Raw genomic sequence first — 17,166 nt, 5'->3', positions numbered from 1 at the left:
CTCTCCGCGCCCAGATCCACCGGGCAGCGCCTAGTTGAAGAAGTCAAGCGCACGCAGCACGAAGAAGGCCGCCACGCCGAGGACCAGCACGCCGAGCACCACGAGCACGGTGATCGGCACGGCTCGCGAGGGCATGGGCTGGGGGTGGGAAAGCCCGGACGTCTGGCCCGCGTCGGGCGGCGTGTCCCCGGGCGAGACCGAACCGCCCGGCTCCAGCCCTGGTGCGTCGTCCGGCTCCGGACCCGGTGCTGTCATACCCCCACCCTGACACGAGGGCCAGACCCCGGCCAATCGAGCACGCGGGTACGGCTCCAGGGTCAAGCGCTACATGAGCGATGCGCGGCTGACCGCTTCCGAGTCCCGCGGCGACAAGGTGTCAGCGCCGCTCGGCGTAGTTCGTACCACCGCCCGCCAACGCCGCGAGTGCCCGGTCCATCAAAGCCGCGATGTCCGGCCGGAGCCGGCGACGTGCCTCCTCCGGGGTGACGAACGCCAGCTGGTCGTCCCAGGGCCCGTGCGGGTCGTCGTCACGAAGCAGAACATCAGCGCCGACGCGTTTGCGAGCCTGCTTCGCGTTGCCCTCGGCCAGGTAGGCCCAGCGATCGGGACTTGATCTGAAGTCAGAGCGCTCGTCTGTCCGTAATGGAATCGTGAGCGGCGACCACCCGCGTGGGCACACTTTCGAGTCTTCACGACGTCGATCAGATCCTCCAGGTCGTGCAGGTCATGCCGGTCATTCGTCGCTTACAGGGTGATCGAGCGCCGGACGGGCAGGTCGCGCGAGGAGGTGCCCGCCGAGAGCGTGTAGAGGCCGGGCGTGAGCACGAACCGGCCGGCGGCGGCGTCCCAGATCGACAGTGCGCGATCGGGAACCGTGATGCTCACCTGGGTGTGCTGCCCCGCTCCCAAGTGGACTTTGCGGAAACCGACGAGCCGTCGTGGTTCCGCGGCCGCCGCGGCGGGCAGGGCGGCGTAGAGCTGGACGGTCTGCCAGCCCGCCCGGGTGCCGGTGTTGGTGAGCGTGGCGGTGGCCGTCACCTTCCCGGCGGTCCGGGTGAGGTTCAGGCCCCCGAGGACGAAGGTGGTGTAGGACAGGCCGTGGCCGAACGGGAACAGGGGCTGCTGCCCGGCGCGGTCGTAGTACCGGTAGCCGACGTGCACGCCCTCGTCGAAGCGCACCACCTGCCCGGTGCCGGGGTAGCCGGCCGGTCCCTGCGCCGCGGAGGCGGGGAAGGTCACCGGCAGCCGCCCGGCCGGGTCGCTGTCTCCGAAGAGGACGGCGGCCAGCGCGGTGCCCATACCGCGTCCGCCGTACCAGGTCTGCACCACGGCACGGACCGAGTTCAGCCACGGCATGGCGACCGGCCCGTCGGTGTTGAGGACGACCACGGTGTTCGGGTTCGCGGCGGCCACCGCGGTGACGAGGTCGTCCTGATCACCCGGCAGTGCCAGTGTCGAGTGATCCATGTCCTCACCGGCGACGCGGTTGACCACGACGACCGCGGCGTCGGCCTTCGCGGCCGTAGCCACCGCGGCGGGGATGAGCGAATCGGGCTGCCAGCCGAGGGTGAGGGCGGCTTCGCCGGGCGTTCCGGTGCTGTTGGTGTATTCGACGGTGATCGGCACCGGCTGCCCGGCGGTGAGCCGGGCGGTGCCCTGGAGCGGGTAGTCGAACGGCCCGAGGAAGAACCGCTTCATGTGCCGGGTGCCGGAAACGACGGTCTTGCCGCCGACGACCAGCTTCGCCGTCCCGGACGCGAGCAGGGAGAAGCGGTGCAGGCCGGTGACCGGCGGGCTCAGGGTGCCGGTCCACCGCGCCGACCACACGGCGGGCAGCCCGGCGACCGGCGGTTGCGAGAAGTCCAGTGTGGACACCTTCCGCGTGGCGACCGGCGTGCCCGCCGGCTGGGGACCCGCGTAGAACGTGCCGGTCAGGCCACCGGGAAGGGCGGTGCCGGGCACCAGGGGCAGCGGCACGTCGCCCAGGGTGCCCGGCGCGGTGGTCACCCCGACGGCCGAGCCCGCGCGATCGCGGATCGCCTGCAGCGGCGTGGTCCAGGCACCGGGGTCGACGTAGCTGGAGCCGGAGACGCCCGTCAGCGCGCCGGTGCCCGTGACGCCGATGACGGCCAGTGTCCGCACCGCCGGGGTCAACGGCAGCATCGAATCGCGGTTGCTCAGCAGGACCGTGGCGTGCGTGGCGATCTCGTGCGCCAGTGCCTGGTGCGCCGGGGTGGTGACCACCGGTGCCGGTGCCGGGAGCGGGTGGTCGAACAGGCCCGCGTCGAACATGCTGCCGAGGATCCGGCGCACGGCGTCGTCGATGCGGGCCGCCGGGACCCCCGCGGCGAGCTGCTCGGCGGACACGCGCACCCCGCCGGGACCGAGCCCGGCGAGGTCCATCCCCGCGTTGGCGGCCGCGATCTGGTCGTCACCGGCCCAGAAGTCCGGCACGGTGTAGCCCTGCAGGCCCAGCAGCCGCTTGAGGTCGTCGAACAGCCCGGGGTGCTGGACCGCGTAGGTGCCGTTCACCTGGGGGTAGGCCAGCATCACCGAAGCCAGGGGATTCGCCTCGACCGCCGCGCGGAACGGGGCGTGGTACACCTCGTGCAGCGTGCGTTCGTCCACCTTGACGTCGACCACCAGCCGGTCGAGCTCCTGGGTGTAGGCACCGAAGTGCTTGAGCGTGGCCACCACGCGACCCTGCCGCAGTGCCTTGACCGCCGCGGCGGCGAGCACCCCGGACAGGTGCGGGTCCTCCCCGAAGCCCTCGGACTGGCGGCCGAAGTGCCAGGTGCGGGTGATGTCGGCGGTGGGCGCGAGCAGGTTGGTGAACCCCTTGCCCCGGCCCTCGGCGGCGACCGCGGTGGCGAGCTTCCCCACGAGGTCCGGGTGGAAGGTCGCCGCCTGGGCCAGCGGCACGGGAAACGCCGTGACGCCGGTTTCACCGCGCAGTCCCGCGGACGCGTCGGCCATGCTCAACGCCGGGATGCCGAGGCTGGCCAAGGCTGGGAAGTCGCAGCGCAGCAAGGCGATCTTCTGCGCCGGACTCATCTTGGCGAGCAGTTGGTCCACTCTGGGGTCGGCGGCGCGTGCCACGCCCGGGGCGAGCGCGGCGGCCAGCGTGGTGAGCAGGGCGGCTGAGATGAAGCTACGTCGATCCATGTCGGCCTTCCGATCGGTGGGTTTTCAGTGGGCGGCGTAGGCCTTGTCCAGTGCTTCGAGGGCCTGCGGCACGGTGGCGGAGCCGGAGAAGAGCTTCTGCACCTGGCTGAAGTGCTCCTGCTGCACCTTCGGGTTCGGCCAGAGCTGGTCCATGAACGGCACCGTGGTCCCGGCCCGCAGGCGCTGGTCGAGCACCCCGAGCGCGGGGTCGGCGCGGAAGCTCGCGTTGGGGATCGCGGGCAGGGTGCCGCCCTGTTCGTTGTAGAGGTTCTGCCCCTGCTCGGAGCCCAGGAAGTCGGCGAACTTCAATGCCAGCTCAGGATTCCCGCTCTTGGCGTTCACCCCGTACGCGGCCGAGATGGCGCCGGGCATCCGGGTCTTGGCGGGATCGTTGCCCGCGGGCAGCGCGAACATGCGCAGCTCGGCCCCGGGCGCCTCCGCGCGGATCTGCGCGAGGCTGCTGGCCACCTGCACCACGCCGACGGCCTTGCCCTGCGCGACGTCCTTGAGCGAGTTCTCGTAGCTCGTGCCCAGCGGCTGGTCGCTGAAGCAGCCCGCGCGGTCCAGCTCCTGGTACTTCTCCAGCGCGATCCGCCAGCCGGAGCCGGCGAACCGGACCTGGCCCGCGGCCATCTTCCCGGCGAACCCGGGATCGTCGGCGTACACGGTGGTGGCGGCCAGCGCGTAGGTGACCAGCTGGGTCACCCACGGGGTCTGGTTGCCCAGCGAGAGCAACACCTTGCCGTTGGCACGGGCCTTGCCGCACAACGCGATCAGCTCGTCCCAGGTGCGAGGCTCCTGGCCGCCGATCGCGGTCAGCGCGGGCTGGGTGTAGAGCACGCCGATGCCGCTGTAGTTGGCGGGCACCAGATAGGTCCTGCCCTCGACCTGGGTGACCTCGCGGCCGGCAGCCGGGATCCCCCCGGCGAACGGGCGGCTGCCGAGGTCGGCGAGGTACCCGGCGGGCTGGAGCACCTGCAGCGCACCGGGATTGCCGTTGCCCGGCCACACGGTGAACACGTCCGGGCCGGTGCCGGAGGACAACTGGGTGCGCAGCGTGCTCTGCAGCTGATCGGTGTCGGCGTAGGTCACCGTCACCCGGATTCCCGGGTTCGCCTGCTCGAACGCGGCGACCACCGCGTCCATGGCGGTCCGGTCGGTGGCGTTGGCGGCGACCTCGAGGCTGTTCGGGTCCGATGTGGACGATCCGGAACCGCAGCCGGACAGGGCCAGCGCGGCGGTGAGGACGGTGGCCGCGAGGCGGCCGGGGGTGCGAGTGGGCATGGTTGTGCTCCGTGGGTGGCGAGTGGAGGCGCCGGTCAGCCCTTGAGGCCGCCGGCGAATCCTTGGATGACGCGTTTCTGCAGGGCGAAGTAGACGAGCAGCATCGGCGCGGTGCCGATGACCAGCCCGGCGAACACCATCGGCCACTGGGACACGTACTGGCCCACGAAGCCGAAGAGCGCGACCGGCACCGTCTGCTGCCCGGTGCCGCTGAGGTAGAGCAGCGGGGTGAGGAAGTCGTTCCAGACGAAGATCGCGTTGAGGATGACCACCGTGCCGGTGATCGGGCGCAGCAGCGGCAGCACCACGGAGAAGAACGCCCGCAGCGGACCACAGCCGTCGATCAGCGCGGCTTCTTCGTAGGCGGGGTCGAGCGCGCGCAGGAATCCGGTGTAGAGGAACACCGAGAACGGCGTCTGCAGGCCGGTGTAGAACACCACCAGTGCCAGCGGGTTCCCGAGCAGGCCGAGGTCGCGCATGGTCTGGTACAGCGGGATCAGCGCGAGCTGGAACGGCAGCAGCAGGCCGAGCATGAACAGCCCGAACGCCGCCTTCGACCAGGTCCGCGTGCTCCGCGCCAGCGGGTAGGCCGCCATCGCCGAGAGCACCACCACCAGCACCACGCTGCCGGCGGTGATCAGCGTGCTCGTCAGCAGCGCTGAGCCGAGCCCGGCCTGCTGCCACGCGTCGCCGTAGTTGACCAGCGTCGGCGTGGACAGCGCGATCGGGGAACTCTGGTCCCCCGGCTCCCGCAGTGACAGGGAAACCAGCACGTACACCGGAAAGGCGAAGACCAGGGCCGCGACGACCATCGCGGCTTCGAGCACGGCGGTGCGCCAGGTGTAGCGGTTCACGAGAAGTCCTCCCGCCGCCGGAGCCCCCGGTACTGCACCGCGCTGATCACCGCGACGAGCACGGTGAGCACCAGCGCGAGCGCGATGCTGTAGGCGAAGTCGTTGAACTGGAACGCCTGCCGGTAGATCACCGTGGACAGCGTGTCGGTGGCACCGCCGGGACCGCCCTGGGTCATCACCCACACCTGGTCGAACAGCTTGAGCCCGCCGATCACCGACAGCATCAGGTTGATCGTCATCGCCGGGGCCAGCATGGGCCGGGTGACGTGCCAGAACCGGCCCAGCGCACCGGCCCCGTCCAGCGCGGCCGCCTCGTAGACCTCCTGCGGGATGGATTGCAGCCCCGCGAGGAAGATCACCATCGAGTAGCCGGCGAACTGCCAGATGACCACCGCGACCACCGACCACAGCGCCAGGTCCGGGTCACCGAGCCAGTCCTGCCGCCAGGAATCCAGGCCCAGCGCGGCGAACAGGGCGTTGATCGCGCCCTCCGGGGCGTAGAGGTACTTCCACAGGTACGCCGTGACCACCGGGGTGATCACCGCCGGGGCGAAGAAGAACACCCGCAGCACGGTCCGGCTCTTGATGCGGGCGTGCACCCCCAGCGCCAGCAGCAGCCCGATCACGTTCTGCACCACCGTGATGCCCACGGCCGCGAGCAGCGTGTTCACCAGCGCCAGGCGCGCGGTCTCGTCGTCGATCAGGGTGCGGAAGTTGTCCAGCCCGGCGAAGTCGGGTGCCGGGCTGATGCCGTCCCAGTCGGTGAAGGCGTAGCCCGCGCCCTGGACGCTCGGCACCACGACCACGAACACGAAGAAGGCCAGCGCCGGGGTGAGGAACCACCAGGGGACCGTGGACGGGCCGCCGCGCCGTCTCGAGCCGAGCTTCGTTGCCATGCCGAGGTTTCCGTTCTCCGCCGCGCCCACCGCGAGACGGGATTGAAACGTTTTACCGTGGGAGCACCACTGTGACGGAGGCCGCGCGATCACGGAAATGAATGTCGGTGATGGCACCCATCCACGTGATGAATGCACTCGCGGCGGGGCGCATTTTTCCCCGTTTCACGGAATTCGTTCCGCAGAACGAGGAATTCCGGCGACGACCGGTATTCCGACAACTTCCGGCACACTAGGAATGGTTCATGGGGAAACCACCAGCGAACCACCTCTAGAATACGTTTCGTTCGAGGAAAGGAACACGGTGCCATGCGCCTGACAGGACGAACGGCGGTTTTGCTCACCGTGTTCGCGGCGTTGTTCCCGTCATGCCTCGCGTCCGCGAGCGCGGCGCAGCCGTCCGCGTTCCGCCATACCGAGATCTCCTTCACCAGTGCGAGCAAGACCATGCACGGGTCCCTGGTGGTCCCGCCCGGCGACGGCTCCCCCCGGCCGGCGATGGTGCTGGTGCACGGCTCCGGCGAAGGGAAGCGCGAGGAACTGCGCAAGCAGGCGGAAGCCTTCGCCGCCCAGGGCGTGGTGTCGCTGATCTACGACAAGGACACCAGCAATTATTCCCTGATGCAGCGGGATTTCTCCGGGCTCGCCGACGACGCCGTCGCCGCGCTCGACTACCTGCGCGGCCGGCCCGAAGTGGATCCGGCCCGCACCGGGTTGTGGGGTTTCAGCGAAGGCGGCTGGGTGGCCCCGCTGGCCGCCACCCGGGCGGAGCACGCCGCGTTCCTGGTGGTCGTGGGCGCGAACGGGGTCAGCCCTTCGGAAGCGCAGGCCTGGAGCTACCGGCAGTGGATGCGCAAGCAGGGGGTGTCCAGCGAGTCGGTGCTCGACCTCGCCTCGGTCACCGCCACCCGGATCGCGGCGGAAGCCGGGCTCTTCCCGGAGGCGGACTTCGATCCCGAACCGGCGCTGGAGGAACTACGTATTCCGGTGCTCGCGATCTGGGGCGCGCAGGACCGGCAGAGCCCGCCGCGCGACGCCGCCGCCCTGTTCGCCGCCACCCAGGCCGACAACCCCGCCTTCACCATGCGCACCTTCCCGCAGGCGCACCACGCACTGGTCCACACCACCGACGGCTTCGACCGCCTCGAAGGCTTCGTTCCCGACTTCCCCGAGCTCGTCGGTTCGTGGGTGAAGGACATCACCGGCGGCGCACCGGCGGCGGCTTCGGGCCCGCTGCCCGCCCAGGAGGAACCGGCGGCGGAGGTCACCCCGCTCGCCTGGTACGAATCACTGTGGGTGCAGGGATTCGCGCTGCTGGCACTGGTCGTGGCCTTCGCCGCCTACCCGTTCACCGCCCTCTTCCGGGCCGTTCGCGGCAAGCCACGGAACGCGGTGGCACCGGCGCACTGGGCCTCGATCACCGGACTGCTGACCGTGCTCGGCTCGATGTCGTTCGTGATGCTCATCTTCACCGGTGGTGGCGAGGAGGTCGGCCCGGTGCTGTGGGGCAGGCCGGTGTTCTGGCTGGCGACCCAGGTGCTCGCGCTCGGCACGCTCGTCCTCGCGGGAGTCGCGGCCGTCCAGTGGTGGCGGGCGAATGAGGTCCGCAAAGAGCGGAAAATCCTCGCTCTGCCGCTGGGCGGTGCGTTGCTGCTGATTCCCTGGGGACTCTACTGGGGCGTTTTCCTGCCCTGAGGTCACCGGAATGGAGAATGTCATGGCCAAGGCCGAACAATCCGCCGACCGGCCGCCGCGCCGGCGGTTCTTCCGGGCGCTGGCCTACCTGCTGATGAACCTGCCCATCGGGGTGGCGGGCTTTTCGATCCTGTTCGCCCTGACTTCGCTGGGTTTCTCCCTGTCGGTCGTGCTGATCGGGCTGCCGCTGCTGGGGTTGACCGCCCTGCTGGCCAGGGCTGTCGCGCGGATGGAACGCGCGCGGGTCCACACCATGCTGGGCACCTACATCCCGGCGCCCCACCTGGTGCCACCGGCGGGCGGGCAGGTCCGCCGGTGGACCGCGCCGCTGAGGGACGGCGCCACCTGGCGGGACCTGCTCTACGTCTTCCTGCTCTTCCCGCTCGGCGTCCTCCAGTTTTCGCTGGTGGTCGGGTCCTGGTCGATGAGCGTGGCGTTGCTCGCCCTGCCGGTCTTCTACCACTTCGTCGACGACGGCGCGTACCGCTTCCCCAGCGAGAGCCTGCACTGGGTCACCGTGGACACCCCGCTGGAAGCCCTGCCGTGGGCGGCGCTCGGGTTCGTCTTCGCGGTGCTCTCGGTGCTGCTCACCCGCGGGCTGGCCGCCGGGCACGCCCGGTTCGCCCGGGCGCTGCTCGCGGCCCGATAGGTAACCCCAAGGTTATCGATCGTTGCGTAGTTCCTCGTTGTTCACACCCCGCTTCCCGGTGATCGTTGTGGTGTCCGGTTCAGCTGGTCACCACGAGGAGCACCGATGTCCACGAAGGAAAAATCCTTCCACCGCCCCGCGATCGTGCTGGGGCTGCTGGCGTTCGCCCAGCTGATCATTTCGCTCGACTACAACATCGTCTACGTGGCACTGCCCGAGATCGGCACCACGCTCGGGTTCTCGGCGCAGACGCTGCAATGGGTGGTCAGCGCCTACGCGGTCGCCTTCGGTGGCTTCCTGCTCCTCGGCGGGCGGGCGGTCGACCTGTTCGGGCCGCGGCCGATGTTCGTGCTCGGGCTGGCGTTGTACGCGGTGTCTTCGCTGGCGGGCGGGCTGGCCACCACGCCGCTGCCGCTGGTGGCGGCGCGGGCGGTCCAGGGGCTGGGTGGCGCGCTGCTCTTCCCCGCCACGCTCACCCTGGTGTCCACCGGGTTCGCCGCCGGGCGCGAACGCAACCGGGCTTTCGCCGTCTGGGGCACCGCGGGCGGCAGCGGCATGATCCTCGGTTCACTGCTGGGCGGGGTGCTGACCGACGCCTTCGGCTGGGCCGCGGTGTTCCTGGTCAACGTGCCGCTCGCCGCGGCCGCCGCCCTGCTCGCCCTGCCGCTGATCCCGCGCCGCGTGGTGCGGGTGGCCGGGCGCCGGTTCGATCTGGCCGGGGCGCTCACCGCGACCGCCGGAACCACGCTCGTGGTGTTCGCCTTGGTGCAGGGACCCGAGTCGGGCTGGAGCGCGCCGGTCGTGGTGCTCGCGGCGGCGGCCGGGATCGTGGTGCTGGGGTTGTTCGCCGGGATCGAAAAGCGCAGCGCCGACCCGTTGCTGCCGCTGCACCTGCTGCGTGGCCGTGATCTCGGTACCGGCGTGCTGGTGACGTTCCTCTACATGGCCACCTTCGGCTCCCTGCTGTACTTCCTCACCGTCTACTTCCAGGTGGTGCGCGGTTACGACGCACTGGGCACCGGACTGGCGTTCCTGGTCCCGATGGCCGCCATCGTGACCGGTTCCCAGCTCGCCGGGCGGCTGGCGACCGCACGCGGCACCCGGACCGCCATGCTCGCCAGCCTGGCCGTCGGCGGCATCGGCACCGCCGTCCTCGGGCTGAGCCTGAGCGCCGACGGTTCCTACCTCTCCCTGCTGCCCGGACTGGTCGTGCTCGGCATCGGGCAGGGCGCGGGCTACACGCTGATGTTCGGCGCCGCGACCGCCGGCACCCCGGCCCACCAGCAGGGCGTCGCCTCCGGGGTGACCTCGACCGCCCAGCAGATCGGCGGCGCCGTCGGCCTGGCCGTCCTGGTGGCGATCGCCAACACCCACAGCGCCACGCTCACCGGCCTGCGGATCACCGTGTTCGCCGCGGCCGCCGGGATCGCTGTCACCGCACTGGTCGCCCTCGGCTTCTCCCCCACCCGCAAGACCACCACCACCGCCGTCTGAAGAACCCTCCCCCAGGAAGAAGGAAGATCATGACTGAGCTCTCCACCCTGCGTTCCACCGTCCGCGGCCAGGTCTGGCTGCCGGGTGACCCGGGCTTCGACCACGTCCGCCGCCCCTGGAACCTCGCCGTCGAGCAGCCCGCGGCCGCCGTGGTCGAGGCCGCCGACGCCGAAGACGTCGTCGCACTGGTCAAGCACGCCCGCAGAGCCGGGCTGGGCATTTCCACCCAGCCCAACGGGCACGGCGCCACCGGGCGCACCGGCGGCACCATCCTGCTGCGCACCCGGCGGCTCGACTCGATCGAGATCGACCCGGTCGCGCGCCGCGCCCGCATCGGCACGGGTGTGGCGTCGGGCCGCCTGCAGAGCGCCGCCGCGGCACACGGATTGACCGGCCTGCCCGGCAGTTCCCCGGTCGTCAGCGTCACCGGGGTCGCCCTCGGCGGCGGGCTGAGCTGGTTCGGCCGCGCCCACGGCTGGGTCGCCGACAGCGTCACCGCGTTCGGCATCGTGGACGCCGAAGGCCGCGCCCGGCGAGTCGATGCCGACACCGAACCCGACCTGTTCTGGGCGCTGCGCGGCGGAGGCGGCGACTTCGCCGTCGTCACCTCGCTCGAAGTGGCGCTGCACCCGGCACCACACCTCTACGGCGGCCGGATGCTGTGGTCCGGCGAGCACACCTCCGAGGTCGCCGAGGCGTACCGGAAGCTCACCGCCACCGCGCCGGAGGAGCTGACCGCCTGGCTGGAACTGCTGCACTTCCCGGGTTCGGCGCCGATGGTGGCGATCGACCTCACCCACCTCGGCACGGCGGCCGAAGCGCGGGAACTGCTCGCCCCACTGGACCGGCTCCCCCAGCCGATCTCCGACAGCAGGCGGATGCTGCCCGTCTCCGAACTCGGCACCATCACCGCCGAACCCACCGATCCCGGCGCCGGTCTCTCCCGGGGAGAACTGCTGACCGCATTCGACGAGGTCACGGTCAAAACGCTGCTGGCCGAGCCGATCGCGCCCCTGATGAGCGTCCAGATCCGGCACCTCGGCGGCGCATTCGCACGGCCGTCGGACAGCCCGCACGGCCCGTTGACCGAGCCCTATGCGTTGTACCTGTTCGGAATTCCGGCCGATCCGGCGACCGCCGCGGCGGTCGCCGCCCGGCAGCGAGCATTCGCTGACGCGCTGCCGGTCAGCGGCCGCAAACCGCTGACCTTCCTCAACCCCGGTGAGACCGCGGCCGACGCCTTCGCGCCCGCGTCGCTCGCCCGGCTGCGGGAGATCAAGCACCGCACCGATCCGGCGAACACCTTCCGCAGCAATTTTCCCGTTTCGGCCGGGGTCACCCCGGCTGATTCGTAGTCTGGATCGCGTCCACGTTGAATTGAAGTGGATTGAGAATGTAACCGGTCCGGATGCGCACGAATCGATAGGGCGCGGCGGACGGGTTCTGCACCGTGGCGGTGTGGGCACCGAAACCGACCATGACCAGCGGCGCGGTCGAAATCGGTTTTCCGGCGCCGTCGAGGAATTCCACGGCGGTCTGCACAACCAGGTCGAACCCGTGGAAGTGCACGAGGAGATCGCCGGTGCCTTCCTCGCCGGCGCCGAGGTCGAACACGACGTGGGAATTCGCGTTCCCGGACACCGTGGCGAATTGGCCGTCCGGCGCACCGAGCGCGTTCGCGCCGTTCTGCACCACCGCGGTCGTGCTCGGGGCGATCGCGTCGGCATAGGGATCGGCGGCGAAGAGCAAGCCGGCGGCGGCCAGTACGGGGAGAAGGGTCATCCCGCCGTTCTAGCCGCCGCCGGGGAGTTCGGTCAATCGACCGGCCGGGAGATCCCGGTTCGGTGTCATGGCGCCGAAGTTTCCGGTGAACCCCTTGACGCAGGGGGCGCCGAGGTTCTAGGACTGCCGGGTACGAGCAACAGGCGACCATCTTCCTCGAGCTGAACATCTGTGGGACACAAGGAAATCTCGAAGGCAGGGGCTGGCGATCAAGATCTTCGACGGACCCCTGGCTCGGCGCCGCCTGCTCGCGCTCTCCCGAATCCTCCGCTCCCGAAAAGGGGAAACCATGTCCGACGTCGTCAACAGCATCTTCGGCCGCACGCCCAGCGAGTACGCCGCGAGCACCAGCACCCCGGAAACCCGCGGCACCGAAACGATCGTGGACGACAAGGCCGACCTGGCCGACTCCGCGACCGCGCCGACCGCGATTGTGGTCGTCGAACCGGCGGCAGCCGAGTCCGACAGCGCCGCCGGAACCGACACCGAGGCCGACGAAACCGACACCGACACCATCGCTGACGACACCGCCGAAACCGACGCCGCCGAAGACGTCGACACGGACGAGCAGGTCGAAGACGAGGACGAAACCGAAGAGGCCGACGAGGCGACCGCCCCCGAAGACATCACCGCAGAAGCCGAGACCGCTACCGAGGAAGAGGAAGAGGAAGAGACCGTCGCGGCGCCGGCCAGGCCCGCCGCGGCCGTTCGCGGTAACACCTCGGTGGACGACGGGGTCGTCACAAAGGTCGTGACCATGGTGGCCCGCAAGGTCGAAGGCGTGCACGAACTCGGCGAGAGCATCTCCGTCGGCATCGAGGGCGATGTCGCCCTCATCGAGATCCCGCTGGTGATCGAGTTCGGTCACGCGGTCAAGGCGCTGGCCGAGCAGCTCCGGACCGACGTGATCGAAGCCGTCGAGCAGTTCCTCGGCCTGGAAGTCGAAGCCGTGGACGTGCGCGTCACCGACATCCACCTGCCCGACGCCGGCTGAGCCGAGCCGGAGGGCCCGGTCCCGGGTGCGGGAGCGCCCCCGGACCGGGGCCCTCAGCGGTCGTGCGGGGCCTTCAGCGCCTGGAGCCTGCCCGAGGGCAGCCGGTCGGCGCCCCAGCTGCGTTCGATGAAGCCGATGATCCGCTCGACGTACTCGGCGGGCACCTTCTCCGGCTCGCCGCGTTCGAGCGGGTCGATGTGGAAGATGTAGAGCCGGGAGGCGAACTCGTCGAAGGGCAGCGAGGCCTCGCCGAACCGCTCGCCGTTGCCCGCGGTGGAGACCACGACGCCGTCGCCCCAGTCCTGGCCGCTGTCGTTGTTCGGGTTGTAGAAGTACACCCGCATGACCTCCTGCGGGTCCAGGGCGACGCGCAGGATGGTGATCGCGTGCCAGCCGACGTAGCGGGCCGCGCTGTCGGTGACCGCGACCCCGGCGGGCTGCGGGTGGATCAGCGGCTGCCCGCCGTTGTACTCCGGGTGGTAGCTGGCGTGGAACTGCCGCAGGAACGCGTCGAGGTCGATCAGGTTGCCGGTCTCGACGTCGACGTTGATCCGGAACCCGCGGGCCGCCCACCAGCCGTGGAACTCGGGGTTGACCCACCGGTGCGGGTCGCCCGGCCGGTCGGCGCAGCGCCGCCCCATCTCGGCGTAGATCCGGTCCAGGTGCGGCACCACCAGCAGTGACACCGGGTCCAGGTCGGTCGGCAGGGTGGTCGCCACCCCGGTCTCGCTGTCCCTCGACGAGATCGGCTGCCCTTCGAAGTGCATGGTGATCTCGTCGTCGCGGGCCGCCCAGACCACCATCTGCAGCAGGTAGTCCGGGTCGTTGTAGGCCCACATCGACAGCGCGCGGGCCGACTGGCAGGTCGGGTTGTCGCCCTGCCCGACGCCGAGCGGCAGGCCCAGCATCGACAGCACGCCCGCGACCAGCCGCGCTTCGGGGCTCGGTTCGTCGCCGAACACCGACGTCAGGCGCTCCCGCGCGGCGTCGGACAGCTCCAGTGTCAGCTGCCGCCACAGCGCGGGCACCAGCGGCGGTTCGTAGAGGATGCCGCGGTCGAGCAGCAGCGCCAGGCCGTAGATGCACTGCGCGGTCTGCGGGTACACCGCCTCCTCGATCAGCTGGTGCACCAGGTCGCCGAAGCGCAGCAGGCAGTTCCGGCCGGTGTCGGACAGGCCCAGCGCCTCGCCGAGCAGGTAGTCGCTCTTCTGCAGCAGGAACCGCAGCAGCTCGGCGTGGTACGGCGAGACCAGGCCGGTGTCGTGCATCGCCCTGGCGAAACCGGCGGCCTCGTACTGCAGGCCGCCGTTGTCCATCGCCTGCAACCGCGAGCGGAAGACCTCGATACCCGGATCCTCGCGGCAGGCTTCGGTGGTGCCGAACAGGCTGGTGATCAGCCGGTCGATGCCCTGCCCGGACAGCGTGCCGGGATCCACTTCCGGATCACCGCGGTAGACCGCGATCCGGGTGATCACACTCTGCACCTGGTCGACCTGGATCGGGCGCTGGCGCAGGATCCGCCAGATCTCGTCGACCAGCTTGTCCAGCACGCTCTCGTAGCCGATCTCGTCGGCGATGTGCCGGAACAGGTCCCTGATCAGCTGCGCGGTGCGCCCCTGCTGCGTCCGCTCCGCCTCGGTGGGCGGGGTGAACAGCAGCTCCAGGTTCATCGCCAGCACCTGGGACAGGAACTCGCGGGCGTCCTCGGCGGAGATCGACGGGTGCTCGTAGTCACCCCGCGCGACGGCGAGCGTCCGCAGCTCGCTGCACGCCTCCATCACCACGGTGTCCGCGTCCCCGCTGTGCAGCCCGGGCCCGACCAGCGCCGGGATCAGGATCTCCGGCGAGGCCCAGTCCGTCTCCAGGAACAGGCCGGCCTCCTCCAGCGCCTGAGCCCTGGCCTGGACCGCGGCGGCCCCGCCGGACTGCACCAGCACCCGCCGCAGCGCCTCGAGCACGCGCCGCAGCTTCGTGTGCTTGCCGAAGTCGCGGGTCTCGGCCATGGCGCGGACGGCGTCGTCGAGCGAGGCCACGCGCTTGTCCAGCGTCGTGGGCGCGCCCCCGGCACCCTGGGCATCGACGGTCGGTTTCAACGGCTTCCTTGGCTTCCCTGGCTTGTCGGCTTCGTCAGACGTAGAAGTCGAACTCTTCCTGCTGCTTCAGCAGATCACGCATCCGGTAGGAATCATCGCCGAAGAAGTACAGCAGACCCCAGTGGGTCCCGAACGCGGTCCTCTTGGTCACCGTCTCCTCCAGCGGCGCCGAGAGGTCGTGTGACTCGTAGTAGTCGTGATCCTCGGTCTCCGGCGGGATCCGCAGCTCGCTGACCACCCGGCGGCGCGGGTAGACCCCGAAGCAGCCCGCCACCCCGGCGGCGTCCTCGACCTCGCGGGGGAAGAAGGCGTCGATCTCCTCCTCGGTGGTCTTCGGGTCGAACGCGAGCGCCAGCCCCTGGTAGGCGTTGAACCCGTACGCGCGCTCGAGCAGCTCGAACACCTTGAAGCCGGGCGGCCGGTAGGCGACCTCGCCGAAGTACATCTCGCCGTCGCTGGTGACGAAGTACTCCGGGTGCACGAACCCGAACTCGATGTCGAAGGTCTTGATCAGCTTCTCGATCTGCGCGGTGATCTGCGGCCGATATCGTTCCAGCTCCGGGGTCGCCGGCACGAACACCGAGTAACCCAGCGTGACGTACTCGGAGATGTTCAGGAACTTGATCTTCCCGTTGTGGATCCACGCCTCGACGGCGAACTCCCAGCCGTCGAGGTGCGACTCCATCAGCACCGGGAACTCCTCGTCCGGGATGGTGTCGACCTCGTCCGGGGTGCGGATGACCCGGTGCCCGAGGCAGCCGGCCTTGTCGAAGGCCTTGAGGTGGATCGGGTCGTTCGGGTCGCCGTCGAGCTTGAGCAGCGTCTGGTTCACGCGCTTGAGGAAGCGGGTCACGTCGTCCCGGTCGTGGGCCTCCTCGAAGATCCCGACCCGGATGCCGCCGAGCTGCGCCCGCCGCTTCATCAGCGACTTGTCCCGCAGCAGCATGGCCTGGCCGAACAGGCGCGGATTGTCCAGCAGCACCGAGTTGATCGCCCCGGCCCACTCGACGGTCTCCTCGAACAGCGGGATCGCCACGTCGACGCCCTCCTTCTGGAGCGTCTCGGCGATCTCCATCGAGCGGTCGTTGAGCCGCTCGAAATTCCACGGCAGGTAAGGGATGCCGTGTTCGACGCAGTACTTCTCCGCCCAATCCGGCGCGACGACGACGTAGCGCCGGTCGAAGCGGTCCAGTGCCTCCACCGCGTTGAGGCTCCAGCCGAGCAGGGCCAGATATCCCTTGTCGGGGTTCTTGACGGCCGGTTCGGATGTTGGCATGGACCGCTCCTCCGTTTCGGCGCACACAGCATGAACAACTTCGCGGACCCACCGTACCCCGGGGTATGCCCGCGCACTGGACGCGCAGCTCCTACAACAACCTCTCGTGATTCCACATTGTTGTAGCATTTACCGGTGAGCACCACTCGGCCGACGGTGAGCAGGCGCCGCGAAGTCAGCCACACCAGCGCGCGTTCCCTGCTGATGACCGTGCTCGGCGAATACGTGCTGCCACGGGAAAATCCGGTGTGGACGGCCACGCTGGTGGACGCGCTGGCGTTGTTCGGCATCGAGGAGAAGTCGGCGAGGCAGGCGCTGGCCCGCGCGGCGGGTGAGGGCTGGCTGGAGTCCGAACGCGCCGGGCGCCGGGTCCGGTGGTCGCTGACCGCGCCGGGCAGGCAGCTGCTGACCGAAGGAGCCCGGCGGATCTACGATTTCGGCAGCGCGGGCAGGCAATGGGACGACCGGTGGCTGGTGGTGCTGGTGTCCGTCCCGGAGTCCCAGCGTGACCTTCGACACCGCTTGCGCACGCAGCTCACCTGGGCCGGGTTCGGCTCGCCGTCGCCGGGTGTGTGGGTCAGCCCGCACGTGGCCAGGGAAGCCGAAGCACGCACGATCCTCGACCAGCTCGGCGCCGGGTCCCCGATGTCCTTCATCGCCTCATACGGGGAGATCGGCGAAGAGGAGACGCTGGTGGCCCGCTCCTGGAACCTGCGTGAAGTGGCGGACCAGTACGAGGCCTTCATCGGCCAGTTCGACGCCCTCAACCCCACGGCGGGCGAAGAAGTGCTGTGCGCGCAGACCCGCCTGGTCCACGAGTGGCGCCGGTTCCCGTTCCTCGACCCGCAATTGCCCGCGCGGCTGCTGCCCCCGGGGTGGAGCGGGGCGAAGGCCGCCGAGTTGTTCCACGGCAAGCACGCCGAGTGGCGGGCGGGCGCGCAGGCACACTGGGACAGCTTGACGGGCAACGAAAACGCCGCCTGA

At 70.1% G+C, this 17,166-nt stretch carries 14 protein-coding genes; 6 read left to right on the top strand and 8 right to left on the bottom strand.

Annotated features, from left to right (window positions below):
• Positions 1–30: 30 nt before the first annotated feature.
• The 5 genes from L3Q67_RS31280 to L3Q67_RS31260 all read right to left on the bottom strand — a co-directional run bounded on the left by L3Q67_RS31280 (position 31) and on the right by L3Q67_RS31260 (position 6,199).
• Positions 31–255: a DUF6480 family protein gene (locus L3Q67_RS31280; protein ID WP_499185023.1), complete on the bottom strand. Its 225-nt coding sequence runs from the start codon at positions 253–255 to the stop codon at positions 31–33.
• Between the two features lie 489 nt (positions 256–744).
• The gene (locus L3Q67_RS31275; protein ID WP_499185022.1) at positions 745–3,165 is read right to left on the bottom strand and encodes a beta-glucosidase; all 2,421 of its coding nucleotides are present in this window, start codon (positions 3,163–3,165) and stop codon (positions 745–747) included.
• A gap of 24 nt (positions 3,166–3,189) precedes the next feature.
• Complete coding sequence (locus tag L3Q67_RS31270; RefSeq protein WP_499185021.1) at positions 3,190–4,449, bottom strand: ABC transporter substrate-binding protein; 1,260 nt, start codon at positions 4,447–4,449, stop codon at positions 3,190–3,192.
• Positions 4,450–4,484: 35 nt separating this feature from the next.
• Entirely contained in the window at positions 4,485–5,303 is an 819-nt protein-coding gene (locus L3Q67_RS31265) for a carbohydrate ABC transporter permease (RefSeq protein ID WP_499185020.1), read from the bottom strand.
• Complete coding sequence (locus L3Q67_RS31260) at positions 5,300–6,199, bottom strand: carbohydrate ABC transporter permease (RefSeq protein WP_499185019.1); 900 nt, start codon at positions 6,197–6,199, stop codon at positions 5,300–5,302. Before L3Q67_RS31260 ends, L3Q67_RS31265 begins: the two co-directional genes overlap by 4 nt.
• A gap of 309 nt (positions 6,200–6,508) precedes the next feature.
• Between L3Q67_RS31260 and L3Q67_RS31255 the strand changes: the two genes are divergently transcribed.
• The 4 genes from L3Q67_RS31255 (at position 6,509) to L3Q67_RS31240 (ending at position 11,392) form a co-directional block, all read left to right on the top strand.
• Positions 6,509–7,894, top strand: coding sequence for an alpha/beta hydrolase family protein (locus L3Q67_RS31255; RefSeq protein ID WP_499185018.1), 1,386 nt, complete (start codon positions 6,509–6,511; stop codon positions 7,892–7,894).
• 22 nt (positions 7,895–7,916) lie between these two features.
• Positions 7,917–8,543 (top strand): sensor domain-containing protein, encoded by a 627-nt coding sequence (locus L3Q67_RS31250; RefSeq protein ID WP_499185017.1) that lies wholly within the window; start codon positions 7,917–7,919, stop codon positions 8,541–8,543.
• A gap of 105 nt (positions 8,544–8,648) precedes the next feature.
• The gene (locus L3Q67_RS31245; protein WP_499185016.1) at positions 8,649–10,037 is read left to right on the top strand and encodes an MFS transporter; all 1,389 of its coding nucleotides are present in this window, start codon (positions 8,649–8,651) and stop codon (positions 10,035–10,037) included.
• 29 nt (positions 10,038–10,066) lie between these two features.
• On the top strand, positions 10,067–11,392 hold the full coding sequence (locus tag L3Q67_RS31240) for an FAD-binding oxidoreductase (RefSeq protein ID WP_499185015.1): 1,326 nt from the start codon (positions 10,067–10,069) through the stop codon (positions 11,390–11,392).
• Here L3Q67_RS31240 and L3Q67_RS31235 read toward each other — a convergent pair.
• Positions 11,373–11,786, bottom strand: coding sequence for a hypothetical protein (locus tag L3Q67_RS31235; protein ID WP_499185014.1), 414 nt, complete (start codon positions 11,784–11,786; stop codon positions 11,373–11,375). The genes L3Q67_RS31240 and L3Q67_RS31235 overlap by 20 nt on opposite strands.
• A 322-nt stretch (positions 11,787–12,108) precedes the next feature.
• On the opposite strand from L3Q67_RS31235, the gene L3Q67_RS31230 reads away from it, so the two are divergent.
• A complete protein-coding gene (locus L3Q67_RS31230) occupies positions 12,109–12,813 on the top strand; it encodes an Asp23/Gls24 family envelope stress response protein (RefSeq protein WP_499185013.1) in 705 nt (234 codons plus the stop codon).
• 53 nt (positions 12,814–12,866) lie between these two features.
• Here the strand turns inward: L3Q67_RS31230 and L3Q67_RS31225 are convergent, their stop codons facing one another.
• Together L3Q67_RS31225 and L3Q67_RS31220 are read right to left on the bottom strand one after the other, a co-directional pair.
• Entirely contained in the window at positions 12,867–14,906 is a 2,040-nt protein-coding gene (locus L3Q67_RS31225) for a hypothetical protein (protein WP_499185012.1), read from the bottom strand.
• Between the two features lie 34 nt (positions 14,907–14,940).
• Positions 14,941–16,182 carry an ATP-grasp domain-containing protein gene (locus L3Q67_RS31220; RefSeq protein ID WP_499185011.1) on the bottom strand — a complete coding sequence of 414 codons (1,242 nt, stop codon included), beginning with the start codon at positions 16,180–16,182 and terminating at the stop codon, positions 14,941–14,943.
• A 204-nt stretch (positions 16,183–16,386) separates the two neighbouring features.
• On the opposite strand from L3Q67_RS31220, the gene L3Q67_RS31215 reads away from it, so the two are divergent.
• Entirely contained in the window at positions 16,387–17,166 is a 780-nt protein-coding gene (locus tag L3Q67_RS31215; protein ID WP_499191684.1) for a PaaX family transcriptional regulator, read from the top strand.

The organism is Saccharothrix sp. AJ9571 (assembly GCF_021725495.1).
GTDB classification, from domain to species: domain Bacteria; phylum Actinomycetota; class Actinomycetes; order Mycobacteriales; family Pseudonocardiaceae; genus Amycolatopsis; species Amycolatopsis magusensis.
Note: the sequence above shows the minus strand (reverse complement) of the source record. Positions and strands in the feature narration are given on the sequence as shown.

Bases quoted from the DNA above. Each gene is read 5' to 3' on its own strand.
- L3Q67_RS31280 (WP_499185023.1), bottom strand. From the start codon at position 255: ATGACAGCACCGGGTCCGGAGCCGGACGACGCACCAGGGCTGGAGCCG.
- L3Q67_RS31275 (WP_499185022.1), bottom strand. From the start codon at position 3,165: ATGGATCGACGTAGCTTCATCTCAGCCGCCCTGCTCACCACGCTGGCC.
- L3Q67_RS31270 (WP_499185021.1), bottom strand. From the start codon at position 4,449: ATGCCCACTCGCACCCCCGGCCGCCTCGCGGCCACCGTCCTCACCGCC.
- L3Q67_RS31260 (WP_499185019.1), bottom strand. From the start codon at position 6,199: ATGGCAACGAAGCTCGGCTCGAGACGGCGCGGCGGCCCGTCCACGGTC.
- L3Q67_RS31255 (WP_499185018.1), top strand. From the start codon at position 6,509: ATGCGCCTGACAGGACGAACGGCGGTTTTGCTCACCGTGTTCGCGGCG.
- L3Q67_RS31250 (WP_499185017.1), top strand. From the start codon at position 7,917: ATGGCCAAGGCCGAACAATCCGCCGACCGGCCGCCGCGCCGGCGGTTC.
- L3Q67_RS31245 (WP_499185016.1), top strand. From the start codon at position 8,649: ATGTCCACGAAGGAAAAATCCTTCCACCGCCCCGCGATCGTGCTGGGG.
- L3Q67_RS31240 (WP_499185015.1), top strand. From the start codon at position 10,067: ATGACTGAGCTCTCCACCCTGCGTTCCACCGTCCGCGGCCAGGTCTGG.
- L3Q67_RS31230 (WP_499185013.1), top strand. From the start codon at position 12,109: ATGTCCGACGTCGTCAACAGCATCTTCGGCCGCACGCCCAGCGAGTAC.
- L3Q67_RS31220 (WP_499185011.1), bottom strand. From the start codon at position 16,182: ATGCCAACATCCGAACCGGCCGTCAAGAACCCCGACAAGGGATATCTG.
- L3Q67_RS31215 (WP_499191684.1), top strand. From the start codon at position 16,387: ATGACCGTGCTCGGCGAATACGTGCTGCCACGGGAAAATCCGGTGTGG.